Below are 23,001 nucleotides of genomic sequence, written 5' to 3'. Positions count from 1 at the left end.
GGTTTGTATGAAAAAAAGAAGTCTTTCCTTTAAACTAAACATATCTGTTTTAGTACTTCTAACTTTAATTTTATTTTCTGCAATTTATGCAAGTATGATGATTAATAAGACTCAGAAATTTGCTCAAGATACGGGAACAAACTGGATGCCAAGTATTTTATCGAGTAGCAAAATGAGTGAAGGAATGAGTAAATATTCTAGAAGAATTATTGGTTTATTATCTAATACGATGATTTATTCAGGTGATGAAGGAGCAAAAGTACTGGAATCAGACTTAAATGCTCTTAATAAATATGCAAAGGCAATAGAAGAAAATTTGGAAAGTCATAAAAAATTTGCTGATAGTGAAGAAGAAAAAAGGCTTTTAAAAAATATTAATGACAAATGGGATTCTTACCAAAAAGCATGCTTAAAAGCTATCGAAATAAATAAAAATGGTGATAAACCAGGTTCAGTTAAATTTATCTTAAAAGAAGCTCGCAAAGATGCAGCTGAATTTGAGGAAGCAATTGGGGAGTTAGGTAAATTTAATTACAAAAATGGTGTTCTTTCCACAGAACAGGGAGCAAGTTTAACATCCTTAACATTAATCACTATGAGTATTGTAATTGGATTATCAATAATTATTGGTTTATTTATTATTAATTTAATTCGTACTACAAGCAATTCATTAAATATGGCAATTGATAATTTAAAAAATCAGAGTATAGCAGCAAGTGAAATAGCAAATAGCTTAAAGCAAGGTTCAAATGTTTTATCTGATTCAGTAACTGAACAAGCCGCTGCTATTCATGAAACAAGTGCTGCAATAAATGAAATAACCAGTATGGTAAATAGAACCGCTGAAAACGCAAAAGAATCATCTAGCGTTGCCACTGCAGCTTCAGAAAAAACAGAAACAGCACAAAAAACTATGCAAAGACTTGTTGCCGCTATGGAAACTATTCAAGAATCTAATAGTCAATTGCAAAATATAGCTGAAATTATTAATCAAATAAATACAAAAACAGCCGTAATTAATGACATCGTTTCCAAAACAGAACTTCTTTCGTTAAATGCTTCCATTGAATCAGCTCGAGCAGGAGAATATGGAAAAGGTTTTGCCGTAGTTGCAGAAGAAGTTGGTAATTTAGCAAAAATAAGTGGAAAATCAGCGCAAGATATTCAGGAATTAATTACTTCTAGTCAGGAACAAGTTAACAAAATTTTAGGATTGACAAAAGAACGTGTGGATGAGGGTAAAAAAGTAACAGCTGAAGCAAAAGATTCATTCCATCAAATTTCTGAGGATATCTCAACGATGGCAAACGTTATTCAGCAAATTTCTGAAGCCACAAGAGAACAGGAAATTGGAGTTAGACAAATTTCTACAGCAATGGCAAACATAGATAAAGCAACACAAAAAAGTCAATTAGCAGTTGCAAATACAAAAGAGTCTTCTATTAATTTAGTATCGCAAAGTGAAAAGTTAGACTCCACAGCTAAAAATGTTGAAGTTTTAATTAAAGGTACTGCCTAGGAAAAAGTAACTACTTAATTAAATTTTCCAATGCGATATTTTTTCCCAAGATTTTTGTCATTACAAACAAATTAGACGCGAATAATAATTTTTTATTTTAAATGATTTTCTATGACATAAAAAGGAGATTGGAATAAAAAAAATGTACTAACTTTTTTTATGAAGTAGGTATGAAAATTAAAGGAACTATGCAAAATAAAAGTTGCAAGAAATTCTTTTTTACAAACATTATATTATTTTGTTTGCATATTCTGTTTTGTTTCCCAAGCTATGCTGACTGGTGGCATAACAATAGTTTTATTATGGGTGGAAGACCAGCTGGTATGGGAGGAGCCTATACAGGCATAGCTACTGGTGCTGCAGGAATTTATTATAATCCTGGCGGAATGGGCTTTTCACCAGATTTACAATTAAGTGTATCTACAACCAACTATTATACATCTACTATTAAACAGCAAGGATATTTAAGTGATAGTAGTACAGGATTTGAATTAGGAGATGCTGATTTATTAAATGGTTATTTTGGGGGAATTTTTCGCCTAGATACAGAAACACCTATTTTTCTTGCTTTTGCTATTTACAATAAAGACTATGTAAATATTGATAATGTTGTAGCATCTTACAGCAGCGATGGGAAAAATAAAACGCGCTACGTTCAAAAAACCAGTTCAACTGAAAATGAATACGCATTTGGTGGCGCGGTGCGTATTAATCCTCAATGGAGCATTGGTGCTAGTATTGCATTTTTTGATATAAAATATTCCGAAGTTCAAAATGCAAATATTGTTGGGGGACCTTTTGATGATCCTGACAATCCTGGGAATCAACTTTATACTTATGAAATGTGGAACTACACGAGTTCTTTTTTTGTGCGGGGAATAGAAGGTGGACTTGGAGTTGCATACAAACCTAATGATTATATTTCATTTGGTCTATCTGGAAAATATAAATTTATAATGGCTCAAGGTGCTGATAGCACTTATGTTGATAATCAAGTAATCACTAATTCTAATTTTGTCCCTTTAGGTTCAAGTAGTACTTATCCTTTTAATCAATATTTAAATAAATCAACAATAAAAGAAGATGATAGACCCTTTGGTAAGTTACCTTCTATGCTTCGTTTCGGTATTGGTTTATATCCATTAGAATTTCAAACTATAACAGCGGATATAGCTTACTATTCTGCAAATCAAGCTAATAACCCCTTTTATCAAACCAAAGAAGTATTTGATTACTTTTTAGGTTCAGAAACCATTATTTATGAAAAAGTTGCTTTAAGGCTTGGCTATTTTACAAATAATTGGAGTGGAGATCCAAGTGTAAAAGATCAAATAATAAATGTTAATTTCATAGGTTACACAGTTGGTATATCATATCTCAATAAGAATTCCTCTTATGGTTTTATCTGGATGCATCAACAAAGTAAACCGGGAGCTCAATATCAACTTGAAGAATCTCTAGCTAGTAGCAGTAATAACCCTTCTGTAACTTGGACTACAAACCAATTTGCTATAATTATAACAGGAGAAATGTAAAAAATTGAATTTATTCTATAACTCTTTTTAATAATTACTTCTTTAATAATTTTAAATTCAAAATTAAAATCATAATTAGTATTTTTAAAATTTTAATTTAGGGTACATACTAGGAAAAAAGTAACTACTCAATTAAATATTTTCACTACTACAATTTTTCACACATATTCTTGTCATTACAGGCTAAAATAAATATAAAATTAAGTTTCTATTTAAAAGATTTTTTTGAGCATAAAAAGGGGAATGAAATAAAAAAATGTACTAACTTTTTTTTATGAAGTAGGTATGAAAATTAAAGGAACTATGCAAAATAAAAGTTGCAAGAAATTCTTTTTTACAAACATTATATTATTTTGTTTGCATATTCTGTTTCATTTTCCAAGCTATGCTGACTGGTGGCATAACAATAGTTTTATTATGGGTGGAAGACCTGCTGGTATGGGAGGAGCCTATACAGGCATAGCTACTGGTGCTGCAGGGATTTATTATAATCCTGGCGGAATGGGCTTTTCACCAGATTTACAATTAAGTGTTTCTACAACCAACTATTATATATCTACTATTAAACAGCAAGGTTATTTGAGTGACAGTAGTACAGGATTTGAATTAGGAGATGCTGATTTATTAAATGGTTATTTTGGAGGTATTTTTCGCCTAGATACAGAAACACCCATTTTTCTTGCTTTTGCAATTTACAATAAAGACTATGTAAATATAGATAACGTAGTAAATTCTTATAGCAATGACGGAAAAAGAAGCACCCGCTTTGTCCAAAAGACCAATTCTACAGAAAATGAATATGCATTTGGTGCAGCTGTGCGCTTTACTCCTAAATGGAGTATTGGCGGGAGTATTGCATTTTTTGATATAAAATATTCCGAAGTTCAAAATGCAAATATTGTTGGAGGTCCTTTTGATGATCCTGACAATCCGGGGAGTCAACTTTATACTTATGAAATGTGGAACTACACGAGTTCTTTTTTTGTGCGGGGAATAGAAGGTGGACTTGGAATTGCTTACAAACCTAATGATTATATTTCTTTTGGTTTGTCTGGAAAATATAAATTTATCATGGTGCAAGATGCAGATACTACTTTTGTAGATAATCAAGTAATAACTGACACTAATTTTGTTCCCTTAGGCCCAGATAGCACATATCCTTACGATCAATATTTAAATCTCACTACCGTAAAACAAGATACTAAACCCTTTGGTGAATTACCATATATGATTCGTCTAGGTATTGCTTTGTATCCATTAGAATTTCAAACTTTTACTGCCGATATAGCATATTATTCAGCAAATCAAGCTAATAACCCCTTTTATCAAACCAAAGAAGTATACGACTATTTTTTAGGTTCAGAAACCATTTTTTTTGAAAAAGTAGCTTTAAGGCTTGGCTATTTTACAAATAATTGGAGTGGTGATCCCAAAGTAAAAGATCAATTCATAAACGTTAATTTCATCGGTTATACAATAGGAATATCATATATTAATAAGAATTCTACTTATGGTTTCACATGGATGCATCAACAAAGCAAACCTGGTGCGCAATATCAACTAGAAGATGCATTCGCAAATAGTGGTAAAAATCCTTCCGTATCATGGACAACAAACCAATTTGCTTTAATTATTACTGGAGAAATGTAAATAATTTCAAATTATTCTTTCACATTTTTACTGATAATTTCTTCAAGCATTTCAAGTTCAAAACTGAAATCATAAATAGAATTTTTAAAATTTTCTAATAAATTTTGTTCAACAATTTGCCCAAATCCTCCAAGCATAAATGTATTTAAAATTCTAATTCTATTTGCCAAATCAAGCAAACGAAATTTATAGAGTAAAGTTTGAGGAAATTTTTGGGCATCCATAAATAAAAACTGGAAAAGATCATCTCCAATTGGATTATCTAAGGCTGAAAAAGAAAAGGCAAAATTTTCTACCAATCTTTCTTTAAATAACGGAGTATTTTTCAATCTCTCATATATTTTTTCGACTGAATCTGAATATTTTTGCAAACGTAAAAATCCAACAACAAAAACAAAAGACAAATTATCATTTAATTCTTTTGAATTTTTTAAGGCAAGTAAAGCTATTATACAAGATTTATTATAATAAGAAATATCAAATTTATATATTAAGATAATAACATTGGCTCTAACTCTATTACTTTTATGCGTTAAAAATTTCAGCATAAACGGAATTATTTTTTTATCTCTAATGTCCCAAAAATTTTCTACCGCATTGGCCACAACTCTTTGATCATCGCTATACAGTAAATGCATAAAAAAAGGGACAATTGCATTTTTATAAACTTTATTTATAAATGAAATTATTTTATGTCTAATGTAAAGGCTTTTATTTTGTTGTCCAATGATAAATTGTACGAGTAAATAATCTACTTTATAAGATTTATACTCAAACAGAGCGTCTACTGCAGCAGCTTGCAAAAATTCATCCCCTGAAGATAACACTGAAAATATGTAATCAATTGATTTCTCACTATTTATCTTGCCAATTGAGATAACTATATTTTTTTTGATAAATTTATCATCTGTTTTATTATAGTTATTTTGCAGTATTTCAAGTGCTTTAATATTATTTTTTTCACCTAATGCTTGGACAGAGCGGATATTACTTATTTTATTTTTTGCAATATTCAAGTGATAAATATAGTAATATTTTTTAATTAGAAATGCTAAAAATATTACTATCGAAATACATATTAAAAGATTAAAATTTAAATAATAAAAACTAAATTTAGTCGGAAACAAATTCATGCAAAACCCAGAAACAACAATAATCATAGGCACAAAAAAACCTTCGGTATAATTGCGAATTTTTTCACTAACAACCTCTGTAAAAGAAGAAGTAAAATGCTCATAAGAAGTTTGAAATAAAGAGTGTTCTAAAACAACTTTTACTAACTCCACAGCAGCTATAATATAAAAAGTATATTCCAAATTCATCAAATAAACCAAAGAAAGCAAACAACATCCATAAATAATATGTTGGATAATTATTTTTGATTTAGTAAAGAGAAATCTACTTAATAAATAACTACTTAAAATAATCATTATACTTGAAAATAATTGAAATTCAGAAAAAAACTTATTGAGATCCTCTGTATTTCCAAATCTAATACCTGCAGCAACATTAAATTGGTAAGTTATAAAAGCTGTAATAAAATGGAATAAACAAATTACAACTATATATAAGAATACTAAATTAAACAAATGTTTATTTTTTAATATCTTTTCATCATTATCAGTAACTTGATTTTCTTCATTAGTATCGTCATTATTAATTTTTTTAATTCTAAATACATATAAATAAGAAAGAAATAGTATTGAAATAATAAAAATATCTAGTAAAAAATACTGGAAAAGACTTAAACTATAAAAAACTTTATTAATTAGAATATCTGAAGTAATCGCGCCAAATTCCTCTGAAATTATAAAATATGAAAAAAACAATTTTGATTCAAATACATAAAAATAAGAATTAATTAAATTCCAGTAAAGGATTATACTTATTAAGGAAAATAAATTACCAAAAATTTGGTACATCCATACAGTTTTTTCATAAAAATTTGGTGTTGCAGTATAATAAAAATTAATACCTAAGTATGTTAAAGATAATATTAAAAAAACAATTATTTTATATTGTCTAGAATTTTTAATTTTCTCAAACTGAGCTAATAATAAAATTGTTACTGGAGTTAGTAAAGATGAAATTATTAGAGCTTTTGGGAGTTCTTCTGCTCCTAATGTATCTATAAAAAACGAGTTTGCAGAAATATTTATTACTTCAATAACAAATTGAAATAAATAGGCTAATATACAAAAAAATATAATTTTACGATTAATCATTCAATAACCCATTTACTTTTTCTTTATAAATGCCAGTTACTTTTCAAATTCTTGCACATACTTGGGAGGGTTAAATATTCCTAAGTATGTTTGAGCGTTAAAAAAAACAAGTTCTTTTAGTATATTTTTATTAATTATTTTATCTACTTTTTCTAAACTTAAACAATTAATTGGTTCGTTTTGCAAAACAATAAAAGCCCAATTTCTACAATAAGAAGGTATCCATGTAGTAAATAATTTTAAATGTTTAAAATTATCTTTTAACATACTTATATATTTTATAAAAGTATCATCTTTTTTGTAAGGTAACTCACCTGATTGAATTAAAATATTTCCTTTTTTATTTAGAATTTTTTTACAAAGAAATAAAAATTTTTCATTTATTATTTCATTTCTATCAAGATCTTGATCGCATAAATCACAAATTATAACATCAAATTTTTCTTTACAATTTTGTAAATATTCTACCGCATCAGTAAAAATTAATTTTACTTTTTCATTATAATATGCACCAGCATTCATTTCAGGTAAAAATTTGTTACAACAATTTACGACTTCAGGATCTAATTCAATTAATGTTAATGAATTTAATGTTTTCCACTTTAGAGCTTCTCTAGCACTTGCTCCTTCTCCAGCTCCTATAATTAAAACATTTTTAGGATTTCCATGAATTGTAAAGGGAAGATGAACTAATAATTCATGATAAATTTGTTCATCATAGGTTGTAGATTGTAATTGATCATCCAAATACAATGCTTTAAATCCATTAACTAACTTAACAATTGTAATTTCTTGATAATTAGATTTTCCTTGAAAAACAACCTCTTCAACCTCTGAAAGATACATTTCAGTTGTTGAGACATGCTCTGTCATCCAAATATTAGACTTGCTATGTGAGTTCAATGCAGTTCCTCCTCTTCTATGTTAAAGAAAAAGAAAAGGAACAGATAAGAATTTTTTGCCTTATATTTTTTTTCCTAGCAAAAATTTATTTTTTTAGGTGAGGTAGTTTTGCTGAATCTTGAGAAACTTTATTTAAAATATCTCCAATTGCACCAACTGAAGAAAGTACAGAAGTAGCTTCATATGGGATAAAAACCTTATCTGTATTTTTTTGAGTCATTTCACCAAAACGTTTTAAATATTCCATTGCAATAAGATAGTTTGCTGCTACATCTGATGAACCAAAAGCATCTTTTACAAATTCTATAGCTTTTGCTTGTGCTGCAGCTACATCTTCAATAGCTTTTGCTTGACCTATCGCTCGAGCTATCATTGCCTCTTTATCGCCTAAGGCTTGATTAATTTTTTCTTGTTTTTCGCCCTCTGAATGTTCTATTCTAGCTCTTTTTTCACCTTCAGCATTCAAAATCTGACTTTGTTTTGAGCCCTCAGCAGCAAGTACATTAGCTCTTCTCTCTCTTTCCGCTTGCATTTGTTTTTCCATTGCCATCTGCACATCTGGTGGTGGAGAAACATTTTTTAATTCTACTCTGTTTACTTTTAATCCCCATTTATCAGTGGCTTCATCTAATACTATTTTAAGTCTGGAATTTATGGTATCTCGACTGCTTAAAGTATGATCAAGATCCATTTCACCTACTAAACTTCTTAAAGTCGTTTGTGTAAGCTGAGCAACAGCCCATGGCAAAGATTGGATTTCATATGCAGCGCGTTTTACGTCTGTTATTTGGACATAAATAATAGCATCAACAATAATTCCAACATTATCTTTGGTAATTACTTTTTGTTCTGGAATATCTATAACAACTTCGCGCATATCTATTCTATCAACATTTGTAATAACACCATTGCGACTCCATAATATCTGTCTTGATTGGTCGACAAAAGGAATTAAAATATTAAGGCCCGAATTCAGAATTGTGTGAAATTTACCTAACCTTTCGATAATGACACATTCTTGTTGCCTAATAACAATAATGTAACGAGAAAAAATATACACAACTAACACAACAATACCAATGAGTAATAACATTGGCATCAAATTCATTTCTTGCATAAATATCTCCAAATTAAAAACTTAACTTAACTTTTCAACTTTAATTTTATTTCCTTCTACTGAGATTACCTTAACAACATCACCTTCTTTCAGTTGGCGTAAGCTATTTTCTTGGTGAATGTCCCAATATATTTCCCATACATCAGAAAATATTTTTACTTTTCCAGATATTTGCGGGGATTGATAGTTTTCAACAACAATACCTTGCTGCCCAACCAAACCTGCAATATGTTGAGAACCCTTTGGTTTTAAAAATCGTGATTTTTTCCATTTAGATATAAAGAAAAACAAAAATATACCTAGAATGCTAAATAATCCAACATGAAAATAAACATTATTTGTAAAAATAGCAAAAATACCAGTTAGTATAGCTGCTAAACCGATAGGTAAAAAATAAAAAGTTAATGAAAAAATTTCTACTAAAAGAAAAGATATTCCAATAATTAGATATAACCAATATAAATCATAATCCATTATTTTTTCCTTTGATTTGTTTTTCTTTCACTACTACGAGAATTATTTTTATCATTAGTAGTTTTTCTCTTTTTCTTTAATTCAAATTCTTTTTTATCTAAATCAGTTAATTTTCTAGTCTCTTTTCCTTTAAAAATAGCTTTTTTAGGATCAATATTAGAATTTATTTGTTCTTTAGGTTTAAACTCTAATTTAGTTTTATTAAACCTCTTTTCTTTTTTATCTGTTTTATAGATATTTTCTTTGGTTTCTAACCTTTTTTCAGTGAAAGAATTATTAGAATCTTTCACTTTCCAAGTATGTCTTTTTTGTTCATTTTGTGCAAGTTCTTTTTTTCTTAATTTAGATATTAGTGTAGCTCGTTTTTCTCTACGTTCAGCTTCTTTCGCATATTCTATATCATTTAAAGTTACTTTTTTCTTTAGTTTTCTTTTTTCTAGAATATCTTTACTTAGAGTAAATTTTGATTTTTCATTAATTTCTTGTAACATATTCTTTTTAAGATTGGATAAATACTTACCTTCAATATCAGTAACAACACGCATTTTACCAGCTTCAAGTTTTGATGGTAAACGAATATCTCCAATAGCAACACGGATTAAACGAACAACACTTAACCCTATGGCTTCTAACATCCTTCTAACTAAACGATTGCGACCTTCCGTTACAACTAATTCAATCCATTGTCCTAAACTATTACCTAACTTTTCTTTTGAACCAATTTTTACTGAAATAGCTTTAGCTATACCATCCTCTAGTTCAACACCTTTTTTTAGTTTTTCTGAATCTTCAATAGTAAACGGAGAAGAAACAAGAACGGCATAAGTTTTTTCAACTGAATATTTGGGATGTGATAGAGCAAGAGATAAGTCGCCATCATTTGTTAAGATAAGTAAACCTTCGCTACGATAGTCCAATCTTCCAACAGACTGAACATTTAAAGGTAACTTTTTTAACTCAGGAAGGTCGAATATAGTTGTTCTTTCTTTTTCATCTTTCCTGCTAGTAATAGTCATAAAAGGTTTATTAAATAAATATGTTACTTTGGTTGGGATTGATTTTAATATTTTCCCGTTAACACTAATAGAAGAATTTTTCTCTACTTTTACTCCTAAAGTTTTAACTATTTTACCGTTTACTTGTACATTGCCCGATTCAATTAACTCATCAGCTTTTCTTCTTGATGAGACTCCATACTCTTGCAAAAGAACGTTTAATCTAACCAACTCAATCTTTGTTTCTTTAACCATTTTAATGTTTCCCAACATGAAAAAAACTCATTACTAACAATAGGCCAGTAATGAGTTTGTTTATATAAAAATATTATTTAACCTAAAAATAATGCAGACACAGGATCTTCAAAAAATTGACGTAGAGTTTTTAAGAATTCTGCTCCTAAAGCTCCATCGATTACTCTATGGTCGCAACTTAAAGTAACTTTCATTCTTTGTTCTACACCAACCGACCCATTTGCCAACACAACAGGTGTAGGGACAGTAGCCCCTACAGCTAAAATAGCTGCTTGCGGTGGATTAATAATCGCAGTGAAACTTTCTATCCCAGCCATACCTAAATTACTAACAGAAAAAGTGCCTCCAGCATAGTCATTTGGCTGCAATTTTCCATCTTTAGCAAGTTTTACAAGACGTTTTGTCTCTTGAGCAATTTGCACTACTGTTAATTTATCTGCATGTCTTACAACTGGTGTCATTAATCCATTTGGTAATGCAACAGCAACACTCATATGTACATCACGATATCTTGCAACATGATCTTCTTGCCAAGAAGAATTGATCTCTGGATGACGCTTTAAAGCTCTAGAAGTGAGAAAAATAACTAAGTCATTTACACTAAATTTTTCTGCTTCTGATAATTTTGCAATTACATCTTTTCTCCAAGCAAGTAAATTTGTCATATTAATACTTACTGTTAAGTAAAAATGCGGTGAAGTTTGCAGACTTTCCGTCAAACGTTTCGCAATTGTTTTGCGCATATTTGTGTGAGGAATTTTTTCAACTTCAGCAGCTCCAAAAGCAAAACTTGTTACACCAGTTGATGTGCTACCACCAGAAGAAGAAATTTGTGCAAGATCACGTTGAACAATTCGCCCATTAGGTCCACTACCTTGAATTGATTTTAAATCAATTCCTTTGTCTTCAGCTATTTTTTTAGCTAAAGGACTTGCTTTTACTAAATCATTATTTTGAGGTGTTACAGATGTTTTACTTGCAGAACTTTGGCTAGGAGCTGCCTTTTCTTCTTTTTTAGGTGCACTAGAAGCTGCAGTTGCGGAAGATCCACCTTTTTTAGCATTATACTTTTCTAATGCTTCTTCCCATTTTTCTCCATCCTTACCAATGACTGCGATAGGAGCTTGTAGGGGACACTTTTGTCCATCACCAACAAGAATTTTTAAAAGAATTCCACCTGCCGGGGATTCATACTCCATAGTAGCTTTGTCTGTTTCAATTTCAATGATAGGAATTCCCGCAGAAACTTTCTCGCCTTCTTTTTTTAACCAACGCGCGACAGAACCTTCGGACATGGTATCTGAAAGTTTTGGCATTTCCATTACAGTTGCCATAATTTAATTCTCCAAAGTTTCATTTATTATTTATATAATACAGCTTTAATTGCGGAAATCGTTCTTTCCACAGTTGGCATGACTTCATGCTCAAGTCTTTCATTATATGGCATTGGAACGAACAAATTAGTAACTCTTTCAGGCGGAGCGTCAAGATAATCAAAACATTCTTTTACAACTCTATCCACTATGTGACAACCAAAGGAAGCCACACCCCAACCTTCTTCTAAAACAACTAATCTGTTAGTTTTTTTCACAGAATTAAAAATCATATCTTCATCTAAAGGCATTAATGTTCGTGGATCGATAATCTCTACACTAATTCCTTCTTTTTCAAGTTCAGCAGCAACATCTTGAGCCACATAAACCATTTTATTCCATGCCACTAAAGTAACATCGGTTCCTTCACGTTTAATATCTCCTACACCTAGTGGAATAGTATATTCACCTTCAGGCACTTCTCCTGTGCGACCATACATCATTTCACTTTCTAAAAATAAAACGGTATTATCATCACGGATGGCTGATTTCATTAAACCTTTTGCTTCTGCTGGAATGACTGTACTGACTATTTTTAAGCCTGGACAATTTACCAACATATGATCAACACATTGACTGTGTTGTGCACTGAGCATATGCGCAGCTCCATGAGGTCCACGAATTACCATTGGTACTTTGTATTGGCCACCACTCATATACAACATTTTTGCTGCATGATTGATAATTTGATCAAATGCTTGAATTGCAAAATTCCAAGTCATCATTTCAATGACAGGACGCAAACCACACATAGCAGCACCTACACCAAGACCAGCAATACCTGCTTCGGAAATTGGTGAGTCAACAACTCGCATGGGACCAAATTTTGCGAGCATTCCTTTTGTTACTTTATAAGCGCCATCATATTGTGCAACTTCTTCACCCATAATAAAAACATTTGGGTCTCTTTCCATTTCTTCTGTTAAAGCTTGATTCAAAGCTTCACGTAAAGTTAATACTGCCATATTATAAACCTCAAACTTTTAAAAAATTATACAAGAACGTGTTCATAAATTTCTTCGAGTCCAGGTTCTGGAGACTCATCAGCAAACGTCACTGCTTGTTCAACTCTATCAGCAATTTCTTCTTCAAATTTTTCAAAATCATCTTCTTTTGCTGCTTTTTGATGCAAAATAGCATCTTTTAGTAATACCAAACAATCACGACTGCGTTCTTTTTCCACTTCTTCTTTTGTTCTATAGTTGCCTGGGTCAGATACAGAGTGACCGCGGAAACGATAAGTTTGTGCTTCTACAAGAATTGGTTTTGAAGTTTTACGTGTTTCTTCTACAATTTCTTTCATTTGAGTATAAGTGTTAATAACATTTCGTCCATCTACAATTGCTTGGCGCATGTTATAACCCTTAGCTCTGTCTGCTAAATGTTCTAAAGTACAAGTTCTAGATATTGCTGTACCCATTCCGTACATATTATTTTCGACAATAAAAATACAAGGTAAATCCCAAATAGCAGCCATATTTAATGCTTCATGAAATTGACCTTGATTAATTGCAGCATCGCCTAGAAAACAAAGCGCAACATTATCTTCTTTTTTGTATTTTATTCTCCATCCAGCGCCAACAGCAAGAGGAACTTGTCCTCCAACAATTCCATGTCCTCCCATAAAACGTAATTTTTCAGAGAACATGTGCATGGAACCACCCTTACCTCTTGCACAGCCCGTTACTTTACCAAGTAACTCTGCCAGCATCACTCCAGGATCCATCCCTAATACAATTGGTAGAAAGTGATCACGATATCCTGTAATCACATAATCTTCTCCCTTCCTAATTGCATTTAAACAACCAGTACCAACTGCCTCTTGGCCAATATACAAATGACAAAATCCACTAAATTTTTGTTGAACATAAAGTTGTCCAACTCGCTCTTCAATGCGACGCCCTAGTAGCATTTCTTTATAAAAAGCTACCAAAAGCTGATTTGATAATTTTTGAGCCATTTATCAACTCTCCAAATAAAGTATCGAAAAAAACAATTTTTAAAGAATCTTCTAATAAGATAAGTTTGAGTTTGGCACTCAAACAAATGCAAAGGTTAAGCTATGCCATAAAAATCTATACTGCAAGAAAGTGTCAAACCAAATAGATTGAATTTAAATCGCTATACAATAGATTCATGGATAGGAAATAAAAAAAACTTAATTAAATTTATATATTTAAAAAAACATGAGTTTCATACAAAATACGGAACCTCCTGATTTTATAAACTCAGAAGTATCAACTTCTACAGGAATAAATCCAGCCGCTATTAGATTAGAATTGGTTTGTTTGCAATTTTTTTGAATAATAACATGTTTACGATCGGGGCAATGCGCATTGCATGCAAAACTGGGGGAATCTGCTTCGTGCAATGGAACATGAATTATTTTTGGGAATATTTTATTTAACAACTGCCAACCATCATCTGTAAAAGCATCTTTACAAGCCAATGCAGTTTTATCATCTAAAATACTTAGGCAAGTATCTAAGTGATAAAATTTTGGATGTTTTAATTCAAAAATTGCAATAGGAGAATTTGTTGTTTCTGATAAAAATTGATAAATTCGTTTATCCGTTCTAAAACCATAACCACCAAGAATAAATCGAAATCCTGGCAGCCATAATGCATCACCCATGGATTCAAAATAATAACCCAAAGTTCTTGATGCTATCCGATGTGTTTGATAGCCCTGACCGATTAAAAATGAATTAATGTAGGATACTTCTTCATTTCTAGTATCATTGAACATGTTGGACAAAACAGCATTAAAATTTCCGCAGGAATCTAAATAGGGAAAACTTTGATTTGCGCAAAATACCATATCTGGCAGCTCATCAACAGGATCAACAACAAACACATTAAATCCCAACTTTTCATAAGTTGCTTTTAAGTTTTTCCATTGCTCAACAGCCAAGTTTTTATCTAATTTGTGCAACGAACCATCCGACTGACGCATATGTGCATTTATAGGATTTTCCACATTAAAAAATGCGGGTGAAACCATCATCACACGATTTGCATATGGCATGGAAGAAAGGGATTCCTTTGAAATAGTAAGTTCTGATACATTTCGTATCACTTTTTTCATGAAGCACCTCAAAAATGAAAGCTCGCTTTCTCTTGTTTTTAGAAAGCAGGCGCTTATTTACATCAAGCAAAATTCCTGTTCAAATATTTTACAAAAAAAGATAAAGAGGATTATATCATTTATTCCATGTAAATGGAAAGGACATCAATTATAAATAATTTCGCAATTGGGAGTCTCCCTTGATTTCTATTCAAGAATTAGAAACTAAAGGAATAAATGTAAAATCCTTCACAAGCCCTTGGCTTTTTAGCAATCAAGTTATGCACTTAGATGATACAGCATTAAATGAACAGAAAATTGCTATAGTGCGTATTAAAGAAACAAATAAGTATGGTATTTATCATAAAAATAGTTTAATTTCAGTTCGCTTTTTTTCTGATTATTTTCAAAATTATATACAAAATAATATAATTACAAAAGAACATTTTGTTGAATTCTTTTTTAATCATTTGAATAGAATAGTAGCTATCAAAAAACTTTATGACTTTACAAGCAACGAAGCATATAGAGTGTCGCATGGAGATAATGATTTTTTCCCTTCAATAGCAATCGACTTCTATAATACTGTATATGTAATTCAAATCTCATCAATTGTAGGTGAATTTTTACTTCCCTTTGTAATAGAAGCTCTACTAAAATTCACAACTTTACCATTATTCGAAAGAAGCACGGGTCAAATAAGAAAATTAGAAAATTTACCAGAACGAACTCGTTGGATTAGAGAGCCAAATATATCTAATAATTTCCAAGTAGATTGTAATTTTGCTAATTTAAGCCTTAAATTCTTTTTAAATAAAGCTCAAAAAACTGGATTATTTTTAGATCAAAGAAATAATTTAAAATATTTAGAAAAAATAATTCCACACACTAAAATTAAAAAAAGTTTAGATATTTGCAGCTATGCAGGGGCTTGGAGTGCTACAGCAGCCAAATTAGGTGTAGAAAATTTAACATTAATTGATCAAGATGTGTGGGCATTAAATTTAGCAAAAGAGAATATTCTGCTTAATAGTTCAAAAGATTGTCTGGTAACAACATTGCATGGAGATTTATTTGAACATCTGCAAAAACTTAACAAAGAAAATTCAAAATTTGATTTAATAATAGCCGATCCTCCTGCCTTTGCCAAAGCTAAAAAACATATTTCTGAAGCTGCAAGAGCATATTCACGTTTAGCAAAGCTGGCTTCAAGATTATTAACTGATAATGGAATTTTAGTAATATGTAGTTGTAGTAGACATGTAAGCGATGAATTATTTCTTGAATCTATCGCAAAGGGATTTGATAATGGGAATTGGCTCTTTCTCCACAAAGGAGAACAATCTCCTTGTCACACACGTCTTGCTTTACCAGATTCATCAGATTATCTTAAATGTTACTTTATTCAAAAAAGGGTTTTATAATTTAAAGAGGTGAGAATGAGAAATAAACAAGTTGTTATGATTGATGCCAGAATAGCTAAAAGAGGTTCCGAACACGGTATAGCAAGGCATGTCAAAGAACTTTTATTTAACTTATTCAAAATTGCCTCCGGAAATAATAAAACTTATTTCATACTAGTGAATAATGATAATGTATTTCTAGATGAAGTATTACCCTCTAATTTTAAACTAATTATCTTAAAAAACTCTGTTTTTTCTTTAAAAAGTCAAATAGAATTATTTTTTGTGATAAAAAAATATAAACCAGATATTTTCCATTCACCACAATTTATCGTTCCGTTACTTAGCACCGTTCCTTTAATTGCCACAATCCACGACATGAATCATTTAGCTTTAGGAAATAATTATTCTTTTATCAAAAGATTTTATTATCAATTTTTTCTCCAAAAAAAATTAAAAAAAGCAAAAGCAATTATCACTGTTTCAAATTTCTCAAAACAAGAAATTATTAAATACTTTAAAATAAAACCCGAATTAATTCATGTAATTTACAATGGAGTTCAAAATAATTTTAAACCACTAAATTTTTTCTCACAAGAAAAAATAATTAGTGTATTAAAAAAATACGATCTTCCAGAAAAATATATATTCACCTTAGGCAATAGCAAACCTCACAAAAATTTGGCAAAAGTTCTTGAAAGTTACTGCTTAGGAAACTTTAATTTACCTTTAGTTATTTTAACTAATATTAAAGAACAAATAGAAGATTTAAAACAAAACTACAACTGTAATAAACAAATAAAGACTTTAACTTATGTTGCTGAAGAAGATTTTCCTATAATATATGGTTTAAGCAAAATTTTTATTTATGTTTCTTTATATGAAGGATTTGGACTCCCTCCTATAGAAGCTGCTGCATGCGGCGTCCCAAGTATTGTTAGCAATACAACATCTCTGCCGGAGATTATGGGAAATAATGCTATTTACGTTGATCCTTTAAAATTAAACGAAATTCAAGCTGGAATGGAGTTTGGGCTCCAAACAGAGTCAACAGAGGTTCAGGCTATAGTCAAAAATGGTTTCACTTGGATTCAGAAATATTCTTGGTTAGAAATGGCTAAAGAAACTCTTCACATTTATGATAACTTACAATAATTTGATTTGCTTTTTAAACAAAATATGAATACCAACTTAGCGGATAAAGGTTTGGTAACGATCCAAGCTTCTTTTATGAAAGGTTATGTATGACAACGATCAACGGAAATTTGCGTAACATCGCAATCATCGCCCATGTTGACCATGGAAAGACAACATTGGTTGATAAATTACTTCAACAATCTGGAACATTTGCAGCACATCAAACCGTTGCAGAACGTGTCATGGATAGCATGGATCTAGAACGTGAACGTGGAATCACAATTGCGGCAAAAAATGCCTCCATGGTGTACAAAGATGTGCGCATTAATATTGTTGATACCCCAGGCCACGCTGACTTTGGTGGAGAAGTTGAAAGAACTCTCATGATGGTTGATGGCGCAATTTTATTGGTCGATGCTGCTGAAGGACCGTTACCCCAAACCCGTTTCGTTTTACAAAAAGCCTTACAACGTAACTTAAAAATGATTTTAATCATCAATAAGGTAGATAGACCTGATGCCAGAATAGATGAAGTATCTAATATGGTTCAAGATTTATTCCTCGAATTATCCTCGGAAGATCATCATCTTGATTTCCCAATATTGTATGCATCTGGCAGAAATGGTTGGGCAAGTAAAGAAAAAGACACTCAAAAAGAAAACTTACAAGATTTATTCGATACCATTTTAGAACACGTTCCACCGCCAAAGGTTTCTCTTGAAGGCGGAGCGCAAATGTTAATAAACAATTTAAGTTACAATAACTTTTTAGGTCGCTTGGCGATTGGGAGAGTTGAAAGAGGTTCTCTTCAAGCAAATCAAAGTATTGTTTTGATTAATAAAGAAGGTAAAAACCAACAAGCTAAAGTAATCAAAGTAAGAGCTTATAGAGGCCTAGAACAAGTTGATGTTGACTCAGTTTCAGCTGGAGATATTGCCATAGTCGCAACTGGCTTAAATGATTTAGCAATTGGTGACACTATTGCAGACGCTTCTAATCCTGAAGCTTTACCAAGAATTGAAGTTGACCCACCAACTGTGGGTGTTGAAGTGAGTGTAAACACTTCACCAATGGCAGGTAGAGAAGGAACTTATCTAACAAGTAACAAACTTTCTGAATTTTTATATAAAGAAGCAATGAATAACGTTGCTTTAAAAATTGAAAATACAAATTCACCTGAAGTTTTCATATTAAAAGCGAGAGGCGAACTTCAAATTGCCATTGTGATGGAAAATCTCCGTCGTTCTGGAGGCGAATGTATGGTTGGCCGTCCTAAAGTAATAACTAAAATGGAAGGTGGAGTAGAATTAGAGCCTGTTGAAAGAGTTGTTTTAGACGTTCCTGATAACAGTGTTGGGGCTGTTACTGAAAAACTTTCTATTCGCAAAGGTCGTTTAGAAAATATGCAAGCATTTAACAACGGTAGAACAAGAATTGAATTTAGCATTCCTACTCGCGGACTTCTTGGATACAGGAGCACCTTCTTAACTGATACTAAAGGTGAAGGTCTTATGTCCAGTTACTTTGAGGGCTGGGAAACAAGCCGTGGAAACTTTTTATCTAGAGTAAATGGTGCACTTATCTCTGATCGTTCAGGCAAAACTACTGAATATGCTTTATTTGGACTTGAAGAAAGAGGTCGTCTTTTTGTAAGTTCCGGAGAAGAAGTTTACGAAGGTATGGTTATTGGAGAGCACAGCCGTGACTCTAACTTAGATGTAAATCCTGTTAGAGAGAAAAAACTTACAAATATGCGTGCTGCTGGATCTGATGACTCTACAAAATTGTCTCCAATAACCAAACCTAGCCTAGAAACTACGCTAGATTGGATTGAAGATGATGACTGGATTGAAATCACACCAAAAAACATTCGCATTAGAAAGCGAATTTTAGCGGCGAATCAACGTAGCGTTTCCAGAAGAGAAAAATCAGAGTAAGTTTTACTCTGATTTTTTTATATCTTATAGTTTTGCTCTATCGTATTTTCAGTTCGAAAAGGGCAAGTAAATGACCGAACAAACTAGCAACGACTTTCAAAAACAACACCTTCTTCTTTCACAATGGCAAGCAATTGGCAAAGAATTTCCTCCCCATTTGAAACCTGCTTTAGAGCGTTTGAGTAGCGAACATTGTTCTGGTATTGCCATTAAACAATTAGATTCTCCCATGATGAAACAATTTAAAGCTGCGAAAGATGAATTTCCCGATGCTTTATTATTTTTTCGGATGGGGGATTTTTATGAATTGTTTGGTATCGATGCAATTATAGCTTCAGATTTATGCTCTTTAACATTAACTTCTCGGGATAAAAGTAGTGAAAATCCTGTTCCAATGGCAGGGGTACCTGTAGTTGGTTATAGAAATGCTTTAAAAAAATGCGTTGCTGCTGGTTTTAAAGTCGCAGTTTGCGATCAAGTCGAAGATCCAAGACAAGCAAAAGGAATTGTTAAAAGAGAAATTACGCGCATTGCAACTCCAGCCGTTCCAGGGGATTTAGATGATGATGATTTAAATAGCGATACAAAATTTGGATGCTATTTAGCGAGTATTCTTGAAAGCAAAAAAAAATATACTTTAGCGTATATAGATGTTTCTACCGGAGAATTTAAAGTAACACATAATTTGGATTTTCTTCTTTTAGCAGAAGAAATCGCAACTATTTCTCCCAAAGAAATATTAATTCCACAAGCACTCAAAGAAGTAATTCATAAAATTCAAAAATCATTGCAATTAAAAAACCAAATTTCAATTAATTTTATAGAGTCATGGTTAATTAAATCAAATGAAAGCTGTCTAGATTTATTTTCTGAATTTTTCCAAAAGAGTGATTTTAATAGATTTGGTTTAAATACAGTAACAAATAGTTTACAAGCGATAGCAGCTATTTTACATTATTTAAAAAGTACTCAAAAAAATATTCTCAAAAACATACAAGTCATAAATATTTACGAATTAAATAATCATTTAATAATTGACGATGCTACAAAAAAGCATTTAGATTTTTTTTACACTTCAACAGGCGAAAAAAAAGGAAGTCTATTCCATTTTTTAAACAAATGTACAACTGCTTCTGGCAGTAGATTATTATTATCACGATTAAAATATCCTTTTAAAAAAGAAAGTGAAATTAATGAATCCTTGGATAAAGTCAGCGAAATATTAGAAACAGAAAATTTAATACACGATTTAACAGAAATATTAAGACAGACCGCAGATATAGAACGCTTATTAGCCAAAATTGCACAAAAAAATATAGACCCTAAAGGTTTAGCTTGGTTGCGCCATACTCTGCAAATATTACCAGATCTACATATGCTTTTAGCAAAAAAAAGTAATTTAAAATTTCTTGGGAAGATTTTTTCTAATGATAATTTATTAAAATCATTATATCCTTTGACTAACTTATTAGAGAAAGCATTTGTACCAGAGCCCTCAAGTATTTTAGGCAAAGGAGGAGACATTTTTAAGCTTGGATATTCAAATGAATTAGATAAAGCTATTAATTTGACAATTAATTTTAATAATATGTTAGAAGAACTTGAAAAAAAAGAAAAAGAATCTTCCCAAATTCAAACTCTAAAAATTGGCTATACAGGAGCTTTTGGATATTATTTTGAGATTTCAAAAGGAAAAACAGCGCAGGCACCAAAACATTTTATACGAAAACAAACCTTGACAAATTGTGAAAGATATATTACACCTGAACTAAAAGAACTGGAAGAACAAGCCCTTAGTGCTGGTGAAAAAAGAATTATTTTAGAAAAAGATTTATTTGAAGATATACGCAAAAAATGCTTAGAATACTCTTCTGAATTAACACAAACAGCAGCAATTATCGCAGAAATAGATCTTTGCTTAAATTTTGCAAAATTAGCGAACACTTATCAATGGTGTAAACCAATAATATCTTCTGAAAATTATATTTATCTAAAAAATAGCTCTCACCCAATATTAGCACAAAATTCATCTTCAGCAGAACCCTTCATCTCAAATGATATTTTCTTGGGAGAGAAATTAAGTGAAAATGATCAAACCCAACCCCTATTACATCTTATAACTGGCCCCAATATGGCTGGAAAAAGTACTTTAATGCGACAAGTTGCTCTAACCCAAGTTTTGTGTCAAATGGGCTGCTTTGTTCCAGCTACAGAAGCAATAATAGGAATTGTTGATAGAATTTTTACCCGGATAGGTTCAGCAGACCATGCATTAAAAAATCAATCTACGTTTATGGTTGAAATGCTAGAAACGGCAAATATGTTGAAATTTGCCACACCTAAAAGTTTACTTCTATTAGATGAAATTGGGCGTGGAACATCAACTTTTGATGGGCTATCACTTGCTTGGTCTATTTTAGAATATTTGCATGATACTGTAAGAGCAAGAACTTTATTCTCTACTCACTATCACGAACTTTATGAAGTCACAAAAGAAAAGCCTAATATACAATCAATGTTCATGGAAGTTTCTGAATTAATTGAAGAAAATAAAATAATATTTACAAGACGTTATCTGCAAGGAAGAGCAGGAAAAAGCTATGGTATCCATGTTGCCGCTTTAGCTGGCTTACCCCAAACTGTTATCTCAAGAGCAGAAAAAGTTCTTAATAGCTTGGAGAAAACAAATGAAAATTCATCCTCGCAATTTGAAATTCAAAATAAGTCTCCTAAGTCAGTTGAAACTCCAGATAATTCAATAAAAGAACAGGAATTAACAAGTGGTGAATTAGAACAACCTTCCAATGCCACATATATCACTGAAATCATTAAAAAAATAGATATTAATGAGATAACTCCGAAAGATTCACTTTTTCTTCTATATCAACTAAAAGAAATTATTGAAAAAAATGAGGGGACTAAGTCTTTAATTGCAGGAAAAGAGTACTTAAAAAACCTTTTGAAGCAAAATCACAATGGAAAAAAAAGCAAAGAAGTCTCACGTCTGCCGGAACAAACTCTCTTTTAACTTGACGATAGAAGCTAGCTGTGCTTATTTGTCAATTCTTAGTTTTGTTGAGTCGCTGCGTCGGTATGTAAAAGCCCAACGCTGCTGCCTGCATATTTGTTATTGAACTTCATTAGGAGTTTTTCCATGGCAGTATCCACAGTAAAGAAAAAACGTCGCTATTCTAGACCAAAGCGTACGCTTGATCCACAAATTACATTTGATTATAAAGACACTCAGTTGCTACGCCGTTTCGTAACAGAACACGGAAAAATTGTACCTCGTCGCATCAGCGGTGCAAGTGCTCAACAACAAAGAGCATTAACACTTGCAGTAAAAAGAGCACGTACTATGGCTATACTAAGCTATGGCCAAGGCAGTGACGCGAGATAATTGCTTCTAAT

General features: G+C 31.4%; 17 protein-coding genes. 8 read left to right on the top strand and 9 right to left on the bottom strand.

Annotated features, from left to right (window positions below; translation table 11 throughout):
• The first annotated feature begins 7 nt into the window (after positions 1-7).
• From GOY08_RS03200 to GOY08_RS03190, 3 genes are all read left to right on the top strand, one after another.
• Positions 8-1,519 carry a methyl-accepting chemotaxis protein gene (locus GOY08_RS03200; RefSeq protein ID WP_158997119.1) on the top strand — a complete coding sequence of 504 codons (1,512 nt, stop codon included), beginning with the start codon at positions 8-10 and terminating at the stop codon, positions 1,517-1,519.
• Positions 1,520-1,689: 170 nt separating this feature from the next.
• The gene (locus GOY08_RS03195) at positions 1,690-3,054 is read left to right on the top strand and encodes a PorV/PorQ family protein (protein ID WP_158997118.1); all 1,365 of its coding nucleotides are present in this window, start codon (positions 1,690-1,692) and stop codon (positions 3,052-3,054) included.
• Positions 3,055-3,339: 285 nt separating this feature from the next.
• A complete protein-coding gene (locus GOY08_RS03190) occupies positions 3,340-4,704 on the top strand; it encodes a PorV/PorQ family protein (RefSeq protein ID WP_158997117.1) in 1,365 nt (454 codons plus the stop codon).
• 11 nt (positions 4,705-4,715) lie between these two features.
• On the opposite strand, the gene GOY08_RS03185 is transcribed toward GOY08_RS03190, so the two are convergent.
• From GOY08_RS03185 to GOY08_RS03145, 9 genes are all read right to left on the bottom strand, one after another.
• Positions 4,716-6,929: a HEAT repeat domain-containing protein gene (locus GOY08_RS03185; RefSeq protein WP_158997116.1), complete on the bottom strand. Its 2,214-nt coding sequence runs from the start codon at positions 6,927-6,929 to the stop codon at positions 4,716-4,718.
• Between the two features lie 36 nt (positions 6,930-6,965).
• A complete protein-coding gene (locus GOY08_RS03180; RefSeq protein ID WP_158997115.1) occupies positions 6,966-7,832 on the bottom strand; it encodes a spermine/spermidine synthase domain-containing protein in 867 nt (288 codons plus the stop codon).
• Positions 7,833-7,917: 85 nt separating this feature from the next.
• Positions 7,918-8,949, bottom strand: a complete 1,032-nt coding sequence (locus GOY08_RS03175; RefSeq protein ID WP_202914013.1) for an SPFH domain-containing protein — start codon at positions 8,947-8,949, stop codon at positions 7,918-7,920.
• Between the two features lie 21 nt (positions 8,950-8,970).
• The gene (locus GOY08_RS03170; RefSeq protein WP_158997114.1) at positions 8,971-9,423 is read right to left on the bottom strand and encodes an NfeD family protein; all 453 of its coding nucleotides are present in this window, start codon (positions 9,421-9,423) and stop codon (positions 8,971-8,973) included.
• Positions 9,423-10,673, bottom strand: a complete 1,251-nt coding sequence (locus GOY08_RS03165; protein WP_158997113.1) for a pseudouridine synthase — start codon at positions 10,671-10,673, stop codon at positions 9,423-9,425. Before GOY08_RS03165 ends, GOY08_RS03170 begins: the two co-directional genes overlap by 1 nt.
• Before the next feature lie 77 nt (positions 10,674-10,750).
• A complete protein-coding gene (locus GOY08_RS03160) occupies positions 10,751-12,007 on the bottom strand; it encodes a pyruvate dehydrogenase complex dihydrolipoamide acetyltransferase (RefSeq protein WP_158997112.1) in 1,257 nt (418 codons plus the stop codon).
• Between the two features lie 26 nt (positions 12,008-12,033).
• Complete coding sequence (locus GOY08_RS03155) at positions 12,034-13,011, bottom strand: pyruvate dehydrogenase complex E1 component subunit beta (RefSeq protein ID WP_158997111.1); 978 nt, start codon at positions 13,009-13,011, stop codon at positions 12,034-12,036.
• Between the two features lie 26 nt (positions 13,012-13,037).
• A complete protein-coding gene (gene pdhA / locus GOY08_RS03150; RefSeq protein WP_158997110.1) occupies positions 13,038-14,006 on the bottom strand; it encodes a pyruvate dehydrogenase (acetyl-transferring) E1 component subunit alpha in 969 nt (322 codons plus the stop codon).
• A 216-nt stretch (positions 14,007-14,222) separates the two neighbouring features.
• Entirely contained in the window at positions 14,223-15,134 is a 912-nt protein-coding gene (locus GOY08_RS03145) for a dimethylarginine dimethylaminohydrolase family protein (protein ID WP_158997109.1), read from the bottom strand.
• Between the two features lie 179 nt (positions 15,135-15,313).
• Between GOY08_RS03145 and GOY08_RS03140 the strand changes: the two genes are divergently transcribed.
• The 5 genes from GOY08_RS03140 to rpsR all read left to right on the top strand — a co-directional run bounded on the left by GOY08_RS03140 (position 15,314) and on the right by rpsR (position 22,990).
• Positions 15,314-16,537 carry a class I SAM-dependent rRNA methyltransferase gene (locus tag GOY08_RS03140; RefSeq protein ID WP_158997108.1) on the top strand — a complete coding sequence of 408 codons (1,224 nt, stop codon included), beginning with the start codon at positions 15,314-15,316 and terminating at the stop codon, positions 16,535-16,537.
• A gap of 15 nt (positions 16,538-16,552) precedes the next feature.
• Positions 16,553-17,671, top strand: a complete 1,119-nt coding sequence (locus tag GOY08_RS03135; RefSeq protein ID WP_158997107.1) for a glycosyltransferase family 4 protein — start codon at positions 16,553-16,555, stop codon at positions 17,669-17,671.
• 89 nt (positions 17,672-17,760) lie between these two features.
• The gene (typA, locus tag GOY08_RS03130; protein WP_158997106.1) at positions 17,761-19,590 is read left to right on the top strand and encodes a translational GTPase TypA; all 1,830 of its coding nucleotides are present in this window, start codon (positions 17,761-17,763) and stop codon (positions 19,588-19,590) included.
• Between the two features lie 70 nt (positions 19,591-19,660).
• Positions 19,661-22,618 (top strand): DNA mismatch repair protein MutS, encoded by a 2,958-nt coding sequence (gene mutS / locus GOY08_RS03125; protein ID WP_158997105.1) that lies wholly within the window; start codon positions 19,661-19,663, stop codon positions 22,616-22,618.
• A gap of 126 nt (positions 22,619-22,744) precedes the next feature.
• Positions 22,745-22,990, top strand: a complete 246-nt coding sequence (rpsR, locus tag GOY08_RS03120; protein WP_158997104.1) for a 30S ribosomal protein S18 — start codon at positions 22,745-22,747, stop codon at positions 22,988-22,990.
• Positions 22,991-23,001: the final 11 nt, after the last annotated feature.

This window comes from Pigmentibacter ruber, from assembly GCF_009792895.1.
Taxonomy (GTDB): domain Bacteria; phylum Bdellovibrionota_B; class Oligoflexia; order Silvanigrellales; family Silvanigrellaceae; genus Silvanigrella; species Silvanigrella rubra.
Note: the sequence above shows the minus strand (reverse complement) of the source record. Positions and strands in the feature narration are given on the sequence as shown.

Bases quoted from the DNA above. Each gene is read 5' to 3' on its own strand.
- GOY08_RS03170 (WP_158997114.1), bottom strand. From the start codon at position 9,423: ATGGATTATGATTTATATTGGTTATATCTAATTATTGGAATATCTTTT.
- typA (WP_158997106.1), top strand. From the start codon at position 17,761: ATGACAACGATCAACGGAAATTTGCGTAACATCGCAATCATCGCCCAT.
- GOY08_RS03155 (WP_158997111.1), bottom strand. From the start codon at position 13,011: ATGGCAGTATTAACTTTACGTGAAGCTTTGAATCAAGCTTTAACAGAA.
- GOY08_RS03135 (WP_158997107.1), top strand. From the start codon at position 16,553: ATGAGAAATAAACAAGTTGTTATGATTGATGCCAGAATAGCTAAAAGA.
- GOY08_RS03145 (WP_158997109.1), bottom strand. From the start codon at position 15,134: ATGAAAAAAGTGATACGAAATGTATCAGAACTTACTATTTCAAAGGAA.
- pdhA (WP_158997110.1), bottom strand. From the start codon at position 14,006: ATGGCTCAAAAATTATCAAATCAGCTTTTGGTAGCTTTTTATAAAGAA.
- rpsR (WP_158997104.1), top strand. From the start codon at position 22,745: ATGGCAGTATCCACAGTAAAGAAAAAACGTCGCTATTCTAGACCAAAG.
- GOY08_RS03200 (WP_158997119.1), top strand. From the start codon at position 8: ATGAAAAAAAGAAGTCTTTCCTTTAAACTAAACATATCTGTTTTAGTA.
- GOY08_RS03190 (WP_158997117.1), top strand. From the start codon at position 3,340: ATGAAAATTAAAGGAACTATGCAAAATAAAAGTTGCAAGAAATTCTTT.
- mutS (WP_158997105.1), top strand. From the start codon at position 19,661: ATGACCGAACAAACTAGCAACGACTTTCAAAAACAACACCTTCTTCTT.
- GOY08_RS03195 (WP_158997118.1), top strand. From the start codon at position 1,690: ATGAAAATTAAAGGAACTATGCAAAATAAAAGTTGCAAGAAATTCTTT.
- GOY08_RS03160 (WP_158997112.1), bottom strand. From the start codon at position 12,007: ATGGCAACTGTAATGGAAATGCCAAAACTTTCAGATACCATGTCCGAA.
- GOY08_RS03185 (WP_158997116.1), bottom strand. From the start codon at position 6,929: ATGATTAATCGTAAAATTATATTTTTTTGTATATTAGCCTATTTATTT.
- GOY08_RS03175 (WP_202914013.1), bottom strand. From the start codon at position 8,949: ATGCAAGAAATGAATTTGATGCCAATGTTATTACTCATTGGTATTGTT.
- GOY08_RS03165 (WP_158997113.1), bottom strand. From the start codon at position 10,673: ATGGTTAAAGAAACAAAGATTGAGTTGGTTAGATTAAACGTTCTTTTG.